17 protein-coding genes are annotated in these 15299 nt (G+C 63.9%); 6 read left to right on the top strand and 11 right to left on the bottom strand.

Annotation, left to right across the window (positions count from 1 at the left end):
• Nucleotides 1-2: 2 nt before the first annotated feature.
• The 5 genes from Q8P46_07690 to Q8P46_07670 all read right to left on the bottom strand — a co-directional run bounded on the left by Q8P46_07690 (nucleotide 3) and on the right by Q8P46_07670 (nucleotide 4625).
• The gene (locus Q8P46_07690; protein ID MDP2620044.1) at nucleotides 3-563 is read right to left on the bottom strand and encodes an OmpA family protein; all 561 of its coding nucleotides are present in this window, start codon (nucleotides 561-563) and stop codon (nucleotides 3-5) included.
• Nucleotides 564-573: 10 nt separating this feature from the next.
• Nucleotides 574-1044: a hypothetical protein gene (locus tag Q8P46_07685; GenBank protein ID MDP2620043.1), complete on the bottom strand. Its 471-nt coding sequence runs from the start codon at nucleotides 1042-1044 to the stop codon at nucleotides 574-576.
• A gap of 443 nt (nucleotides 1045-1487) precedes the next feature.
• Nucleotides 1488-2702: an NrfD/PsrC family molybdoenzyme membrane anchor subunit gene (gene nrfD / locus Q8P46_07680; protein ID MDP2620042.1), complete on the bottom strand. Its 1215-nt coding sequence runs from the start codon at nucleotides 2700-2702 to the stop codon at nucleotides 1488-1490.
• A complete protein-coding gene (locus Q8P46_07675; protein MDP2620041.1) occupies nucleotides 2702-3550 on the bottom strand; it encodes a 4Fe-4S dicluster domain-containing protein in 849 nt (282 codons plus the stop codon). Before Q8P46_07675 ends, nrfD begins: the two co-directional genes overlap by 1 nt.
• A gap of 37 nt (nucleotides 3551-3587) precedes the next feature.
• The gene (locus tag Q8P46_07670; GenBank protein ID MDP2620040.1) at nucleotides 3588-4625 is read right to left on the bottom strand and encodes a c-type cytochrome; all 1038 of its coding nucleotides are present in this window, start codon (nucleotides 4623-4625) and stop codon (nucleotides 3588-3590) included.
• 380 nt (nucleotides 4626-5005) lie between these two features.
• Between Q8P46_07670 and Q8P46_07665 the strand changes: the two genes are divergently transcribed.
• The 3 genes from Q8P46_07665 to Q8P46_07655 all read left to right on the top strand — a co-directional run bounded on the left by Q8P46_07665 (nucleotide 5006) and on the right by Q8P46_07655 (nucleotide 7924).
• Nucleotides 5006-5899: a helix-turn-helix transcriptional regulator gene (locus Q8P46_07665; GenBank protein ID MDP2620039.1), complete on the top strand. Its 894-nt coding sequence runs from the start codon at nucleotides 5006-5008 to the stop codon at nucleotides 5897-5899.
• A gap of 187 nt (nucleotides 5900-6086) precedes the next feature.
• Nucleotides 6087-6956 (top strand): site-specific DNA-methyltransferase, encoded by an 870-nt coding sequence (locus Q8P46_07660; GenBank protein MDP2620038.1) that lies wholly within the window; start codon nucleotides 6087-6089, stop codon nucleotides 6954-6956.
• Nucleotides 6956-7924, top strand: coding sequence for an XcyI family restriction endonuclease (locus Q8P46_07655; GenBank protein MDP2620037.1), 969 nt, complete (start codon nucleotides 6956-6958; stop codon nucleotides 7922-7924). Before Q8P46_07660 ends, Q8P46_07655 begins: the two co-directional genes overlap by 1 nt.
• 175 nt (nucleotides 7925-8099) lie before the next feature.
• On the opposite strand, the gene Q8P46_07650 is transcribed toward Q8P46_07655, so the two are convergent.
• From Q8P46_07650 to Q8P46_07625, 6 genes are all read right to left on the bottom strand, one after another.
• Nucleotides 8100-8930 carry a substrate-binding domain-containing protein gene (locus Q8P46_07650; protein MDP2620036.1) on the bottom strand — a complete coding sequence of 277 codons (831 nt, stop codon included), beginning with the start codon at nucleotides 8928-8930 and terminating at the stop codon, nucleotides 8100-8102.
• 82 nt (nucleotides 8931-9012) lie between these two features.
• Nucleotides 9013-9636 carry a hypothetical protein gene (locus Q8P46_07645; GenBank protein MDP2620035.1) on the bottom strand — a complete coding sequence of 208 codons (624 nt, stop codon included), beginning with the start codon at nucleotides 9634-9636 and terminating at the stop codon, nucleotides 9013-9015.
• 219 nt (nucleotides 9637-9855) lie between these two features.
• On the bottom strand, nucleotides 9856-10629 hold the full coding sequence (locus Q8P46_07640; protein MDP2620034.1) for an ATP-binding cassette domain-containing protein: 774 nt from the start codon (nucleotides 10627-10629) through the stop codon (nucleotides 9856-9858).
• Nucleotides 10622-11329, bottom strand: coding sequence for an ABC transporter permease (locus Q8P46_07635; protein ID MDP2620033.1), 708 nt, complete (start codon nucleotides 11327-11329; stop codon nucleotides 10622-10624). Before Q8P46_07635 ends, Q8P46_07640 begins: the two co-directional genes overlap by 8 nt.
• A 389-nt stretch (nucleotides 11330-11718) precedes the next feature.
• A complete protein-coding gene (locus Q8P46_07630; protein MDP2620032.1) occupies nucleotides 11719-13149 on the bottom strand; it encodes an RtcB family protein in 1431 nt (476 codons plus the stop codon).
• Nucleotides 13150-13173: 24 nt separating this feature from the next.
• Nucleotides 13174-13602, bottom strand: coding sequence for an archease (locus Q8P46_07625; protein MDP2620031.1), 429 nt, complete (start codon nucleotides 13600-13602; stop codon nucleotides 13174-13176).
• 177 nt (nucleotides 13603-13779) lie between these two features.
• On the opposite strand from Q8P46_07625, the gene Q8P46_07620 reads away from it, so the two are divergent.
• From Q8P46_07620 to Q8P46_07610, 3 genes are read left to right on the top strand one after another with little or no spacing between them, the layout of a single operon-like run.
• Nucleotides 13780-14721, top strand: a complete 942-nt coding sequence (locus Q8P46_07620) for an EamA family transporter (GenBank protein MDP2620030.1) — start codon at nucleotides 13780-13782, stop codon at nucleotides 14719-14721.
• 59 nt (nucleotides 14722-14780) lie between these two features.
• Nucleotides 14781-15002 carry a hypothetical protein gene (locus Q8P46_07615; protein ID MDP2620029.1) on the top strand — a complete coding sequence of 74 codons (222 nt, stop codon included), beginning with the start codon at nucleotides 14781-14783 and terminating at the stop codon, nucleotides 15000-15002.
• Complete coding sequence (locus Q8P46_07610; protein MDP2620028.1) at nucleotides 14999-15271, top strand: type II toxin-antitoxin system RelE/ParE family toxin; 273 nt, start codon at nucleotides 14999-15001, stop codon at nucleotides 15269-15271. The genes Q8P46_07615 and Q8P46_07610 overlap by 4 nt, the downstream gene beginning before the upstream one ends.
• Nucleotides 15272-15299: the final 28 nt, after the last annotated feature.

Here is a 15299-nt window from a genome sequence, read left to right as displayed (position 1 = left end):
CGCTACTTGCCGATCACGATCTCGACGCGGCGGTTCTTTTGCCGACCTTCCGGATCGTCGGAGCCGTCAGGGTGCTCGTTCGGAGCGGCGGGCTGGCTCTCGCCGAAGCCGGTGGTCTCAAATGCAGAGGCGCCAATGCCGGCCTCATCGGCGAACCACTCCTTCACCGACAAGGCACGGTCCTCCGACAGGCCCTGATTGTAGGCGTCGGAGCCCTTGGAATCGGTATGCCCCTCGATCCTGACCGGCTGGTTCGGGTGCTCGCGGATGATCGTCGCGACCTGGCCGAGCGCCGCGGCAGCTTCGGGTTTTATGTCGGAGCTGTCGAAATCGAAGAGCACATCGGCGGCCAGCGAAATGCGTATCTCGGTGTCGGTCTCTTCGACCGCGAGATCAGTCACCGCGCCCTCCACTTCGGTCGCTGCGATCAGCAAATCCCGCGAACGAAAATCGAGGTCGAGCGTTCGGAAGTCGATATCGAGCGTGCGGAACGCGGTGTCCTGAGCCGCCGCGGCCGCAGTCAGCAGCAGCAGCGCGGCGACCGTAGCGAGAAGAGCGCGCATCGGCCGCCCCTCAGTTGATGGGAACACCTTCAATCGGTTCGAACGCCGGCACGATCACGGTCAGCTTGGTTACGTCGGCCGGTGGCGCGGGATAGGTCGCCCAGATATTCATCTTCTTCCCGTCCTTCAGGTCATCGATGCCGCTGCAGACGCAATTGCCCTCCGTGTCGCGAACCACCAGGTATTTCTTCTTGTTGGCTGGGTCGAGCAGATAGGCGCCGCTGAACGTGCCGCAATTGTCGTTCGACCCATACTCGCGCATGAGGCAGCTTCCTTTGAACTCCCCACCGGATTCGTTTACAAGCCGAAGCCTCAGCGTCACCGTGTTGCCATCGCCGCGCTTCAGGTCGCGGACCTCGATGCGGACGTCAGGCGTCTCCCCTTCGGCTGAGAGGACATCCTGGGCTAAAACGGGCGAACTTGAGCAGATCGCTGCCCCCACGATTCCAGCCATCAGTCCGCGCATGGCAAATCGGCGCATTTTCCCCTCCCTCGGCTAGGCGGCCACCCTACCAAGCCGGCGAAGCATCTGCCACAGAATTCTCTGATTTCGCCGCCTCGCGGGCAGGTTACTTGCCAGAGCACTGATAACGGATTGCTGTGCCGCGCGAAGAATCGCCGAACGCTTGAGGGAGACCGCACAACCCAAATGTCGGATTTGGGTCAACTGCTGACCTGAGCGGTCGGCGGACGAGTGTCCGATCGCGGTGGCAAAGCGGAAATGTTCGGGGCGCCTCATCGCGCGAAACCGGTCCCTTTTGCACTGTCCAAATTGTGGAAGTTGGTTCGTCGTAGCCTTATCCAAAGCGCGGAGGAGTTCCCACCGTAGATGGCCCCTCCTCCCACGCCAGCGACATTCGTGGGCTCGGCCGCAATGTCCGTATTGCCCCCAAACACGGCAGTCGGGACGGGCCTCGGCGTCGGTTATGAGTTCATGGCCTGTTGCGCCGCGGCGGCGGAGGGAGCCGTGGTTTCCGCCTCCTCGAAAGGCGGGAACAGCCGCGCCAGACCGAGCAGGAGAATGACGGGAGCGATCGTCAACAGCGCGGCGACGACAAGCCCTTCCTTGCTCAGAATAAGCGGCTGGTAGTACAGCAGCCCCTTTCCGGTCTTGGAAATTTCCTGGCCGCCGATCACCACGTTCCAGCGCATCATGAACACCGAGAACAGCACCAGACAGGCGCTCAGCGTGACGCCGACCACGAGCGCCCGCCCGGTGGTCCCACGCCAGATCATGTAGGAAAGGACGAAAAATGGCGTGATGGCGCCAATGGCGAACTGCAGAACGAAGTAGGGAATGAGCAGCCGGCCGGTCACGTACTCCAGGATGATTTCGATCCCCTCGCGGCCCTTGTAGACGAGGTTGGCGAATTCCAGCGCCTCCAAGGCGATGGCCACCATGATGAAGGCCCAGATGGTGTAGGCGAGGCCCTTCAGGCACGCCAGATCGACCGGGATCTTGCGCAGCTTGCACGACGCCACGTAGAGCACGACGAGCAGGGCGACGCCGGAGATGATCGCCGAGAACAGGAAGATCACCGGCATCAGGTCGGAGGACCACCATTCGCGCGATTTGAGCGAGCCGTACATGAAGCCGACATAGCCGTGCAGCCCGTGCGCCCCGGGTATGCCGATGACCGCCAGCGCGAACAGCCACTTCCTGTCGTAGCGCATCGCATGCTCGGAGAGATCGTAGGAGCCGAGCGTCAGCACGCGATAGAACCGCCCCAGCAGGTCCTGCCTGCGCTGCGCCTCGCCGACGATGAAGGGCCGGTAGGCGAACCACGTCTCGATCAGCAACAGCACGACGTAGGCGCTGGCGAAATAGCCGAACATCGCCATCGCCGAGGTCCAGTGCGGCGTCAGCGTGGCGTTGAAGGCGCGCTCCGGATGTCCGAGGTGCAGCAGCAACGGCGAGGGCACGAAGATCATGAAGCACAGCGAGGTCAGGAGCGCCAGGTGCGCCACCGGCTTCAGTCGCTTGAAGCCGAACACCTGATACAGGCTCGAGACCGTAAAGGCGCCGGCCACCAGTCCCGTAAGATAGGGATAGACGGCGATGAGGACGGACCACTCGAACACCGTTTCGTTCGGATAGACCCATCCGGTGTAGGGCGCTAGATTGGGAAGGGTCTCCACTACAGCACCTCCTTGTCGATACCGACATAGAAGACATTCGGCCCGTTGCCGGTCTCTGGCCTGAGCACGTCGACGCGGTTTTCGCGAATGAACCGGCTAATGTCGCTCTGCTGGTCGTTGAGGTCGCCGAAGATGCGTGCGCCGACCGGGCACACCTCGACGCAGGCGGGCTGCAAGCCCTTGGTGATGCGGTGATAGCACCAGGTGCACTTGTCCGAAACGCCCGCCTCCTCGTTGAAAAGGCGTGCGCCGTAGGGGCAGGCCTGCACGCAGTATCGGCAGCCGATGCAATAGTCGTGGTCGATCAGCACCACGCCGTCCGCGGCCTTGTAGGTGGCGCCGACCGGGCACACCTGCACGCACGCCGGCTCCGCGCACTGATTGCACAGCTTCGGCACGAAAAAGGCCTTCTCGACCTTCTCGTCCCGATAGCGGTCGGCGAAGCGGAAATGTTCTTCCGATCCGGAAGCGGCGATGTTGACCGGGTCCTGCTGACTGTCGATGCGCGCGCGCTCGTCCCCCTCGAGATAGACGTAGCGCTCCACCCAGGTGCGGAACTGGTGGGCGTTGTGCGGAACGTCGTTTTCCAGCTTGCACGCCTCGACGCAGCGCAGGCAGCCGATGCATTTTTCGGCATCGACTCCGAACGCCCAGCGATGCTTGGTCCAGTCATAGCCCGGAATGGCCGGTGGGGTGGCCTGTGCCGCTTCCTCGGTGGCGGCCATCGCTTCGGGCAGGACGGTGCCCGCCGCCACCGCCGCGGCGCCGCAGGCAAGGGCGCTTCCGAGCCAACCGAGAAATTCGCGACGCTCTTTTTCGCGCTTCTCGAGTTGTTCCTTTTCTTCCATGTGCGGGGCTCCTGGCTCGCTTCGCTACCGCGCCGTCTCACCTGCAACTGGCGCCGGCGTAATAGGCGGCCACGTTTTCGATATCCGCGTCGCTCAACTTGCGCACGGTCCCGGCCATCATGGCGTTCTTTCGGCCGCCGTCTCTGTAGGCGTTCAGCGCGGTGACGAGGTGATCCTTCGAAAGCCCGACCAGGTTCGGCCAGGCGGGATTGGGACTGACGCCATCGGCGCCGTGGCAGGCGACGCATGGGGCGGCCTCCGCGCGGCCGGGGGAAGCCGCCTGCGCATCCGCCGTCAGAGTGCTTTCGCACGTCAAGCCTGAATAGTAGGCGGCGAGGTTTGCGGCATCCTCATCGCTGGCCATTTGCGCGAAGGCGCTCATCATCGGCTCGGCGCGGGCGCCCGTCTTGTAAGCCTTGAAGGACTCGACCAGATAGGCCGCCTTCTGCCCGGCCAGCGTCGGTCCGGGAAGGCCCACGCTCACCCCCTCGGCGCCGTGACAGCCGATGCAATCGGCAGCCTTGGCCGCGCCCGCCGCCGCATCGCCCGCCTGCGCCATCGGTGTGGTCGAAACCAGGTTGAGCAATGGCGAATGCGGATCATGGCAGACCGCGCACTGCTGCTCTCCGGCATGCTCGGCGACCACGATCTGCGGCTGCTCGGCCGGCCTCGCCGGCATCTTCTCATGGCAAAGCGTGCACAGCTCTCTCGTGTCGCTCGGGACGGCGAGCTTCAGATCGTCCGGATGAACCGGGCCGGTCGACACATGCGCGAGCATTTCCTCGCCGTCGCGCCCGCCGGCAGGGCCGTGGCAGGTCTCGCATATGACGGCCTTTCCGGCGTCGGTGCGGTTGTGGGCGCCTTCGGACCATGCCGCGGATTGCTCGGCGTGGCATGACTGGCAATAGGCGGTGCCTTGATATTTCGGCTTGTCCGAGGCGATCTCCGCGACGGAGTCGCCCCGGTAGTGACCGTATTGGTAGAACGAATCGACGGTGAGAAACGCTATCGCCGCATACCCCAGGGCGGCGGCGGCGACCAGGAGCAGGATGAGTCGAACGATGTGTCGCGGCATGACTTCCGGTTTCTCGGATCGGGGCGGCCAATTTCGCTCACGTCTTGGCTAGCTTCCCCTGCGCCGATCCGTCGCTGGGAAAGTTCTTAACTCACGAACTTGCACTGCGGATGCCCTGAAATTCTCTGTCATTGGGAGGTCGAAGGGTGCAAAAAAGCTATCGGGCGCCAACCCACGCGAAGTTGATCTAAATCAACATCTGGCCTGCGACATTTGCCCTCACCCTGTTGCGCGCGGCGGCGCAAGGAACAAGGGGGCTGTGCCTTGTCGGGCCGAGTGCTCCAGCGGCGGCATTGGCGAAGAAGCGCCGCGCAACTTGCAGGCGCATGGCCTATTCTGGCCATGCTGACTTTCGAAGCATTGGCGGAAATGGATAATCCGTGGCCGAAGACCTGAAATCGGAGTTCCTGACCACCAGGGAGCTCGCCGAGCTGTTGCGGATCAAGCAGCGCAAGGTCTACGACCTGGCGGCCTCCGGCGAGATCCCGTGCAGCCGCGCCATGGGCAAGCTCCTGTTTCCACGGCGCGCGGTCGACGCCTGGCTTGCGAGCCACGCCACCGGGTTCGAGCCGCGGCCCGCGGCCCGGCGCCCCAACGTCTTTCTCGGCAGCCACGACCCGCTCTTGGACTGGGCCCTGCGCCAATCCCGCGCCGGCCTTGCGAGCTTCTTCGATTCGAGCGCCGACGGCCTTGAGCGCTTTGCCCGCGGCGAGGGCGTGGCGACGGGTCTGCACGTCCACGAGGTGCATGAGGGCGGCGCCGAGACGTGGAACGTTAAGACCGTCCGCGCCCGCTTCGCCGGCGAGCCGGTGGCGCTCGTCGAATGGGCCTGGCGCGGGCGCGGCCTGATCCTGGCGCAGGACAGCACGATCCTGGAGCTTGCCGACCTTGCGGGCAGGCGCGTCGTGCCGCGCCAGGCGGAGGCCGGCAGCCAGCAGCTCTTCGACCGTCTGCTCGCCAAGGCGGGGCTCGCGGCGGACGCGGTGGAGCTGACGGCGCCGGCGCGCTCCGAAGCCGACGCCGCGCTCGCCGTCCAGCAGGGCAAGGCGGAGGCCGCCTTCGGCCTGCGCGCGCTCGCCAGGCAGTACCGGCTCGGATTCGTCTCGATCGCCTATGAGCGCTTCGACCTATTGGTCGACCGGCGCGCCTGGTTCGAGCCGGAGATGCAGCGGCTCATGTCCTTCTGCCGCACGGAGGCCTTCGCCGCCAAGGCTAAGGAGCTCGGCGGCTACGACCTTGCCGGCTTCGGCACCGTGCATTTCAACGGCGGGTAGGGGGGATTTCCGCCATTCCGCCGGAGGTGCAACAGCGTTTGCGTGAATCTCGCGTTCTTGGTATGTTCGCAACGTCGTCGGGGTGTTACTGCAAACGGCGCCCGAGTCGCGTCTGAACACCTTCCGCTGGATATTGTAAAAGGTCCAAATCAAAATACGAAATGTTGTCAGGGGCATTCCTGGGGCGATGAAAACTCAAAAGGTCGACAAACCAGAAGTAATCCGATTTTCTGATTCGGTGATCTTCGAGGGCGACGCACTCGCGGTCCTGCAACGGCTGCCGGATGAGAGCGTGCAATGCATCATTACGTCTCCACCCTATTGGGGACTCCGAGATTACGCTTTCCCGCATCAAATCGGCCTCGAGCCCGCGTTGCCGCAGTATATCAATTGCCTTCAATCTATTTTCACGGAAGCCCGGCGGATCCTGAGAAAGGACGGCGTTTTCTGGCTCAATATCGGCGACGGGTATACCAGCGGCAATCGCGGGTGGCGTGCGCCAGACAGAAAGAACCCTGCTCGGGCTATGTCCGTGCGGCCCGATACACCGGATGGATTGAAGCCCAAAGACCTGTTGGGTATTCCATGGCGGCTGGCGTTCGCACTACAGAATGACGGTTGGTATCTGCGAGCGGATATCATCTGGCACAAGCCGAACGTTACACCGGAAAGCGTCAAGGACCGTCCGACGCGCGCGCATGAATATCTTTTCATGTTCACGAAGGCCGAACGGTACTACTACGACCGCGAGTCGATTATGGAAGAAAACGGCCACGGTAGACGAAACCGGCGAACGGTGTGGAGCATCAACACGCAACCGTTTCCTGGTGCGCACTTTGCCACCTTCCCTCCGGCGCTCATTGAACCTTGCATTGAGGCATCGACACGGCGGGGCGATTACGTCCTTGATCCTTTCTTTGGCTCGGGCACGGTGGGAGTCGTGGCGCAGCAGCTACGCCGTCGGTACGTGGGAATCGAATTGCACCGCGAATATGTCGAGCTTGCGGCCGAACGGTTGGAGACTGACGAAAGGGCGATAGTGAGAATCGCGGCGTAATGCTCAAAATTCCGGACCCGGAATTGCAAATCGACTTCTCCGTCGCGCTCGCCGGAATTCGGACTCAATATCTGCAAGATGCGCTCAGTGCCACCGTCAAGACACTCGATATCGCTGAACTCGACAAGAGCCTTGCCGTGTTCGTTCCCAAGGCCAGCTTGGCGATGCTGGCGAGTCATGGATTGCGCGGCGAGCTTATGTTTGCCGTTCCGCCTGTGCTGACCGCGAACACGCGTCTACTTGGCTATTATCGCTTGCTGTACGGGTACAGTCGGAAGGAATTTTACACGCCAGAGACGGGCGTTTCGCGGTTCCAGCCGATGGAGATGAAAGGCACCCTGTCCACGGCCAATGCAAAGCTGCTACCCGATCTTTGTCACGCGATGGCCCGCGCCGGAGCAACTCTGCTGAAAGGACTCGGCGCGAGCCGCGTTAGCGGTGCGCTCTTGGACGACTTGACCTTGCTGACGCTTGGTCCGCAGCTTCGCGGTGGAGCAAACGTCAAAAAGGGAACTTTGGGCATCGTGAAGGTCTTTGATGCGATTCATGAAATTGTCAAGAGCGCCGTAACGAATGCCCGCCCGAACCGGATCAAAATCAAGAACGCAGCCGGCCGAGTCGTTCTGGTCGAGTTCGCGCCTGACCCGGACATTATCATCCGCGAGGAAATGGCTGAGGGCAGTTACAGTGAGAAAATCGCTATCGAAGTGAAAGGTGGTTCCGACTTTTCCAACATTCACAATCGAATCGGCGAGGCGGAAAAAAGTCACCAGAAGGCACGAGCGGCGGGTTACGTCGAGTGCTGGACCGTGGTCAACGTCGACAAGATCGACATGAACATGGCGAAACAAGAAAGCCCGTCAACGAATCGCTTCTACCGGATTTCCGATATCACCTCCGGCAGAGGGGCGGAATTTCAAGACTTCCGCCACCGCATCATATCGCTTACCGGCATCAAAGCGACGTAGACGGTCGCAGCTCAGGATGGCCGACGAAAATCAGCGGCCGTGGCCCGGATGACATCCGGGGTAATGATGTACGGCCGTCAGCGCGACGGGGATCAAAGGATGCGGCGCCGGCCGAAAGGCCGCCCCCGAAGAGGACACTCGCGAGGCGAGCATGCCCGTGAGGCCCCCTTCCCCCTCACATCGTCTTGGCGTTGGGGAAGAAGAGCTGCTCGCCGTCGACCTTGAAGCCGGCGATGGCCGCCTGGCCTTCCGGGCCGATGAGCCAGTCGATGAATTGCTGGCCGAGGTCGGCCTTGACGCTCGCGTGCTTCGCCTTGTCGACCAGAATGACGCCATACTGGTTGAACAGCTTCGGGTCGCCCTCGACCGCGACCTTGAAGTCGCCCTTGTTCTTGAACGCGCCCCAGGTGGCGCGGTCGGCGAGCGCATAGGCGCCCATGCCGACGCCGGTGTTCAGCGTCGCCCCCATGCCGGAGCCGGTCTCGCGGTACCAGCCGCCGCTCGCCGCCTTGACGTCGACGCCAGCCTCCTTCCACAGGGCAAGCTCGGCCTTGTGGGTGCCGGAATCGTCGCCCCTGGAGGCGAACGGGGCCTTGGCTTCGGCAATCTTCTTCAAGGCCGCCACGGCATCGTTCATGCCGGCAACGCCGGCCGGGTCCGCGGCCGGTCCGACGACGACGAAATCGTTGTACATCACGTCGAATCGCTTGACGCCCCAGCCGTCGGCGACGAATTTCTCTTCCGCCGGCTTGGCGTGGACCAGCAGCACGTCGCCGTCGCCGTTTGCCGCGTTCTTGATCGCCTGGCCGGTGCCGACGGCGACGACGCGCACCTCGATTCCCGTCTTGTCCGTGAAGATCGGCAGCAGATGGTCGAACAGGCCCGAATTCTGCGTCGAGGTGGTCGACTGCACGATGATGAACCTGTCGGCCGCCCGCGACACGCCGATGTCGGCGGCAAGCGCGACGCCGGTCAGCGCCAGGCCCAGAAAGGTTCGTCTCAACATGCGTTTGCTCCCTTCTTTCCCTTTGCGGCAATGACGCCAAGTGGCAAACCCAACTCCGTGGTGCCGTGCCACGATGAGTCGCCTAGCCCTCCCGGGCATTCCCGTGCTGAGACTGGAAGATAGGCGTACCAGGACCGCCTGAACCAGGAAACTGCCAGCCCATATGTGTCACGGTGTTGATTACGTCACATGTCAATTCGGCAACATGCCCCTGCAACCGTTGAAGGAATGCAACATCAATCGGCGTATCAAACTTTCTGATATTCTTATCAACGAAGAACGGAATAGACCTCCCTTGGGCGTCTGGAATGCTCCAGGAGCCGTGGCAGAGAACATTTCGATAGGTAGACACCTTACGAAGATCGTTGAGGAGGTCATCAAGGTCGGCTTCAGTTATAGTCGCGTTACTATTCGCGCGCACTGCTTTGCAGTAGGACTTGATCAGGCCGCCAAGCGGATCACTCAGCGCCCTTTTCAAGGTCGGCAGCCACCTTTCATATTCCGCTTCTATTTCGTCGTCAGGAATGCGTCGTGTTGCCGTGAAAGAAAATACGGCTTTTCCCAACATTTGTTCAAGAAACCCGAACGTAGCAACGGTACGCCCCAAGGCTTCCCAGAACTCGGCACTATGCCGATGGGTGGGAAAATTCGGCGGCAGATTTTTATGATGAGCGGCGAACATCTTCGGCTCCGGAACGTCAGCCATTTGCATTGTCTCCCAAGTGGGCGCAGTTAGCGGCTCGCGTCCTAGATGGGGACGCCGTGGTGTCCGCAATGCTGCGCAGCTCCGTGCGCACTTCCGAATAACCGTCATTCCGGCACAGGCCGAAATCCAGGGCATTTCGACGGGCTTGGGTGTGTCGCCCCTGGACCCCGGCTTTCGCCGGGGTCCAGGAGACATGCAGACGGAGCCGAGCCCGTTCGCTCACAGCAGGATCCGGCCCTCCAGATAGGCGCGTCCTTCCTTGGAGGCGGGGTTGTCGAAAAACCGGGCGGCGGGCGAAAGCTCGGTCATCCGCCCGCGGTTGAGAAACATCACCTGGTCGGCCATGCGCCGCGCCTGGGCGAGTTCGTGGGTGACCAGAACGACCATGATGCCGGCGCGCCGCGCGGTGCCGATCAGCTCCTCGATGGCCTGCACGGAGGCCGGGTCGAGGCTGACGGTCGGCTCGTCGAGCAGCAGCACCTCGGGGTCGAGCGCCAGCGCGCGGGCAAGCGCCAGGCGCTGCTGCTCGCCGCCGGAGAGCACGCGGGCGGGCTGACGGGCAAGCTCGGCGAGGCCGGCAAGCTCCAGCGCGCGGGCAAGCCGCTCCTCGCGGTCGGAAAACGGGCGCAGGCCGAGGGCGAAACGGATATTGGCGGCGACCGAGCGGCGCAGCAGCACCGGCCGCTGAAAGACGAGCGCCTGGCGCAGGCGCAGCGCGTCGGAGGGCGGCTTGCCGCCCCACAGAATGGTGCCGCTTGTCGGCTTGAGAAGCCCGTGCAGCAGGCGCAGCAGCACGCTCTTTCCCGCCCCGTTCGGCCCCAGCAGCACGGTGACGGCGTTGCTGGCAAGCGTCAGGTCGAGACAATCGATGATGCGTTTTCCCCCGGCCTCGAAGGCAAGATCGCTGACGGCGAGCGGCAGGAGGTCGCCGCGTGCAATCGTTTGCGCCGCGTTCGCGGGTTTCGCGGCGGACGTGGCGGCGGGATCAAACATAGGCGAGCCTTGCCGCCGTCGCCTTCAGCGCCATCGCCGCGGCGTTGACCGCCATGGCGATGAGGAGCAGCACCATGCCGAGCGCCAGCGCCAGCGCCAGGTCGCCCTTGGAGGTCTCCAGCGCGATCGCCGTCGTCATCACTCGGGTGACGTGGGCGATGTTGCCGCCGACGATGATCACCGCGCCGACCTCGGCGATGGCCCGGCCGAAGCCGGCGAGCGCCACGGTCAAGAGCGAATAGCGGGCATCCCACAGAAGGGCCGCGACGGTCTTCCCCCACGGCACCACCAGGGAGCGGAACTGCTCGGCATACTCATTGTGCAAATCCTCGATCACCTGCCGCGCCAGTGCGACGATGATCGGGGTGACCAGCACGGCCTGCGCGACGATCATGGCGCCCGGCGTGTAGAGCAGCTTGAGGACGCCGAGCGGGCCGGCGTTTGACAAGGCCATGTAGACCAGGAGCCCGACCACCACCGGCGGCAGCCCCATCAGCGTGTTGAACAGGGCGACGGCGATGAAGCGGCCGGGAAAGCGGGCGACGGCGATGAGCGCGCCGAGCGGCAGGCCAACCAGGCAGGCAAACGCGACCGCCGACAGGGAAACCCGCAGCGAGAGCCGGACAATCTCGGTCAGCTCCGGATCGCCGGTCGTCAACAGATCGAAGGCGAGGCTGAACGCTCCTGCAAAATCCTGCATAATTTCCGTCTCTGCTGCATAATGTGCTGTTCAGAGCATTATACTGCATGACGATACCGGTCGCCGCAAGCCCGCCATTTCCGAGCTCGCCTCACTTCGTCATCCGGAGAAGCGACCGCGGCTTGTCAGGCCCGACAACGACGAAGGAGAAAGGGCAGGGGTCCGATCAACCCTCATGCGTCGTCACCCGGGTTGACCGGGTGATCCAGTATCCTCTGAGGCTAAGCATTGACACCGGGGTTACTGGATCCCGGCTCTCCGCTTCGCCGCGGCCGGGATGACAACAAGAGGCGGAGAGCGCCCGTTGGGCGCGACAGGGACGTAAGAAGATCCATTGCCGGGTCAGGTCCGGCAATGACGACAGATGGGGGTGGCGCCACGCCGCCGCCTCAGCCCTTGATGCAGATGAGCGGCTTGAGCCGGGCGACCTTGCGCGCCAGGCCGGCGGCCTCGGCCGCGTCGACGACGGCGCCGACATCCTTATAGGCGCCGGGCGCCTCTTCGGCGATGCCGCGCATGCTCGGGCTGCGTACCAGGATGCCTCGGTCTGCGAGCTCGTCGACCACCTGGCGGCCCTTCCAGGTCCTGTAGGCCTGGTGCCGGCTCATCCGCCGTCCGGCCCCATGGCAGGCGGACGAGAAGGCCTTCTCCTCGCTCTCCTTGGTGCCGGCAAGCACATAGGAGCCGGTGCCCATGCTGCCGCCGATGAGCACCGGCTGACCGCAAGCCTTCAGACCCTGCGGCAGATCCGGGTGGCCGGGGCCGAAGGCGCGGGTTGCCCCCTTGCGGTGGATGAACACGTCGCGGACCTCGCCGTCGATGCGGTGGCGCTCCTCCTTGCAGGTATTGTGGGAGACGTCATAGAGCAGCGTCAGCTTCGCTCCCGGGATTGCCCGGTCGAGCGCGGTACGCGCGAGGTGGCCGATGATCTGGCGGTTGGCGAGCGCGCAGTTGATCCCGGCCCGCATGGCGCCGAGATAGCGCTGGCCGATCGGCGAGGTGATCCTGGCGCAGGCAAGCTCGCGGTCGGGAAGGGCGATGCCCTGCTCGGCGGCCGCGACCGCCATGTCCTTCATATATTCGGTGCCGATCTGATGGCCGAGCCCGCGCGAGCCGCAATGGATGCACAGGATGACGCGCCCCTTTGTCAGTCCGAAGCTTTCGGCGATCCCCTCGTCGAAAATCTCGGCCACCTCCTGGACCTCCAGATAGTGGTTGCCGGAGCCCAGCGTCCCCATCTCGCGGCGCTGGCGCTTGCGCGCCCTTTCGGAGACAAAATCGGGACGCGCGCCCGGCATGCGCCCATGCTCCTCGATGCGCATAAGGTCGGCGGCCTCGCCCCAGCCGCGTTCGAGCGCCCAGGCGGCGCCGCCCGAGAGCATCGCGGTCATCTCGGCATCGTCGAGACGGATGTCGCCGCGGCTACCGAGGCCGGCGGGAACGGTGGCGAACAGCGCCTCGGCGAGCGCCGGCTTGTGCGGCTCGAGATCCGCTACGCTGAGATCGCTCAGCATCGCCCTGACCCCGCAGGAGATGTCGAAGCCGACCCCGCCGACGGAGATGACGCCGTCCTCCTCGGCATTGAAGGCGGCGACCCCGCCGATCGGAAAGCCGTAGCCCCAATGGGCATCGGGCATGGCATAGGAGGCGCGCACGATGCCGGGAAGCGTCGCCACGTTGGTGACCTGGTCGAAGACCTTGTCGTCCATCTCCTCGATCAGCGCCCGGTCGGCATAGATGATGGCGGGAACGCGCATGCTCCCGAACGGCTCGACCCGCCACTCGGTGTCGGAGACCTGGACGAATTTCCGCGGCTCCATGGCGATGCCTTTCCGAGCGATGCTCTATACGTCGACCACGGTCTGGGCGACCCAGCCGCCGTCCGGTTCCCGGCCGACCTTGAGCGCGGTCAGGGTCGCGCCCTTGATCTCGACCGACGGCTCGTGGCGGCCGCGGTCGAGCGCCTCGCCCCACAGATCGGCGGTAAGCCGGTGGCCCTCGATCGTGACCTTGAAGCGGCTGAACAGCATGTCGCGGGTCGCCATCTCGAAGACCACGGCGTTCAGCCATTCGAGCAGCAACAGCTCGTCGTCGGGCGCCTCTACTGTGAGGCTCACCTGCGTTTCGGCCTTGACCTTGTCGGGATCGGTGAGGACCGCCGTCATGGCGCGGGCGGCTGCGGCGAAGGCTGCCTCCTTGCTTGGCCCTCGCCCGCGCACGCCGACATCGGCGCCGTGGGCAAAGAGCTCGAAATGCTCCTTCGGCTGTGTCATGGCCGGTTCCGGATTTGTCATCGCGTCCATCCGTGCCGGGCTCAAGAATGGGCTATCGGATTGTATATGGCGATGACGGAGATCATGCGCCAGCGGTCGCGCTTGGTACCCTGATCGTGCTAGAAAGCCGGGCTCTGTCGCGCTTCAAGGCGGCGCACCGGCCAGGGAAACAGCAGAATGCTCGGTATCGTCTACGGGGTCCTCGCCGCCGCCAGCTTCGGCTTCAACAATGCCAGCGCCAGGCGCGGCGTCATCACCGGGACCGCCATTCAGGGGCTCGCCATCTCCATGCCGCTCGGCATGGCCTTGTTCCTCGCCGCCGCCTTCATCTTCGGCGAGTGGAGCCAGATCACGCGGCTTGAGCGCCAGGACGTCATGTTCCTGATCGCCGCCGGCATCATGCATTTCGTCTGGGGGCGCTATTTCAATATCCGCTCGCTCGCCGCCGTTGGCTCCAATCTCGCGGGCCCCGTGCAGCAGACCCAGCTCCTGATCTCGCTGACGCTCGCCATCGTCTTTCTCGGCGAGACGCTGACGCCGCTCAAGATCGCCGGCATCCTGCTCGTCGTCAGCGCGCCCATGTACATTCTGCGCCGCCAGGCCCAGGCCAGGGCGCTTGCGAAGAGCGCCGGCGCGGCGGCGGCGCCGGCCGAGGCGCCCGCCGAGCCGGGATTCAAGCCGCGCATGGCGGAGGGCTATATCTTCGCCCTTCTCGCGGCCCTCGGCTTCGGAACGAGCCCGGTGCTGATCAAGGCGGGCCTCGCCAATACCGGCTTGAGCCTCGCCGGCGGCTTCGTCTCCTATGCCGCAGCCTGCGCCGTGGTCGCCCTTCTCCTGCTCATGCCCGGCCTCTTCTTCCAGGTGCGCGCGATCAAGCCCCAATCCCTGAAATGGTTCGCCTATTCCGGCGTCGGCGTGTCCTTTTCGCAGTTGTTCCGCTATCTGGCGCTAGGCGTCGCGCCGGTGACCATCGTGCAGCCGCTGCAGAGCCTGTCGCTGATCTTCCGCATGATCTTCGGCTATTTCATCAACCGCGACCATGAAAGCTTCGATGCCCACGCGATCCTCGGCATCTTGCTGTCGTTTCTCGGCGTGCTCGCCCTGTCCTTGTCGCTGTGAGGCGGCGGAGCCTGCAAGAGAGGTTCGCGTTTCGTCACATGTGATAGATTGAGGATGACATGACGAAGTTGCTCGAAAAGGCGATCGAGGCGGTGCGCAAGCTGCCCGCCAGCCGGCAGGACGAGGCGGCCAAGATGCTGCTGTTTCTCGCTGCCCAGGAGAAGAGCGATCTGCGCCTGTCCTCCGATCAGGAAGCGGAGATCAAGCGGCGCATGGAGGGCGAGCCCTACTATCTGTCCGACTCCCAGGTGCGCGCGCTCTTCAAACGCCTTGGCGCATGAGGCTTCGCTACCGCGCCGAGGCGGCATCCGACCTTGATGCCATCTACGACTATGTCGCCAGCGACAGTGAGGTCGCGGCGGTCAAGGTGCTCGCGCGCATCCGCGACGCGATTGAACCGCTGCTCATTTTTCCATTGTCGGGACGCATCGGCACGGTTCCGGGCACGAGGGAACTCATCGTGCCCAGCCTGCCCTACATCGTCGTCTACCAAGTCTTGGACGATCGCATCGATATCCTCGGCGTCGTGCATGCCGCACGGGACCGGTGAATTGATCGGGTCTTGAGCCCATTGACCG

It is taken from the genome of Hyphomicrobiales bacterium, from assembly GCA_030688605.1.
Lineage (GTDB): Bacteria > Pseudomonadota > Alphaproteobacteria > Rhizobiales > NORP267 > JAUYJB01.
Note: the sequence above shows the minus strand (reverse complement) of the source record. Positions and strands in the feature narration are given on the sequence as shown.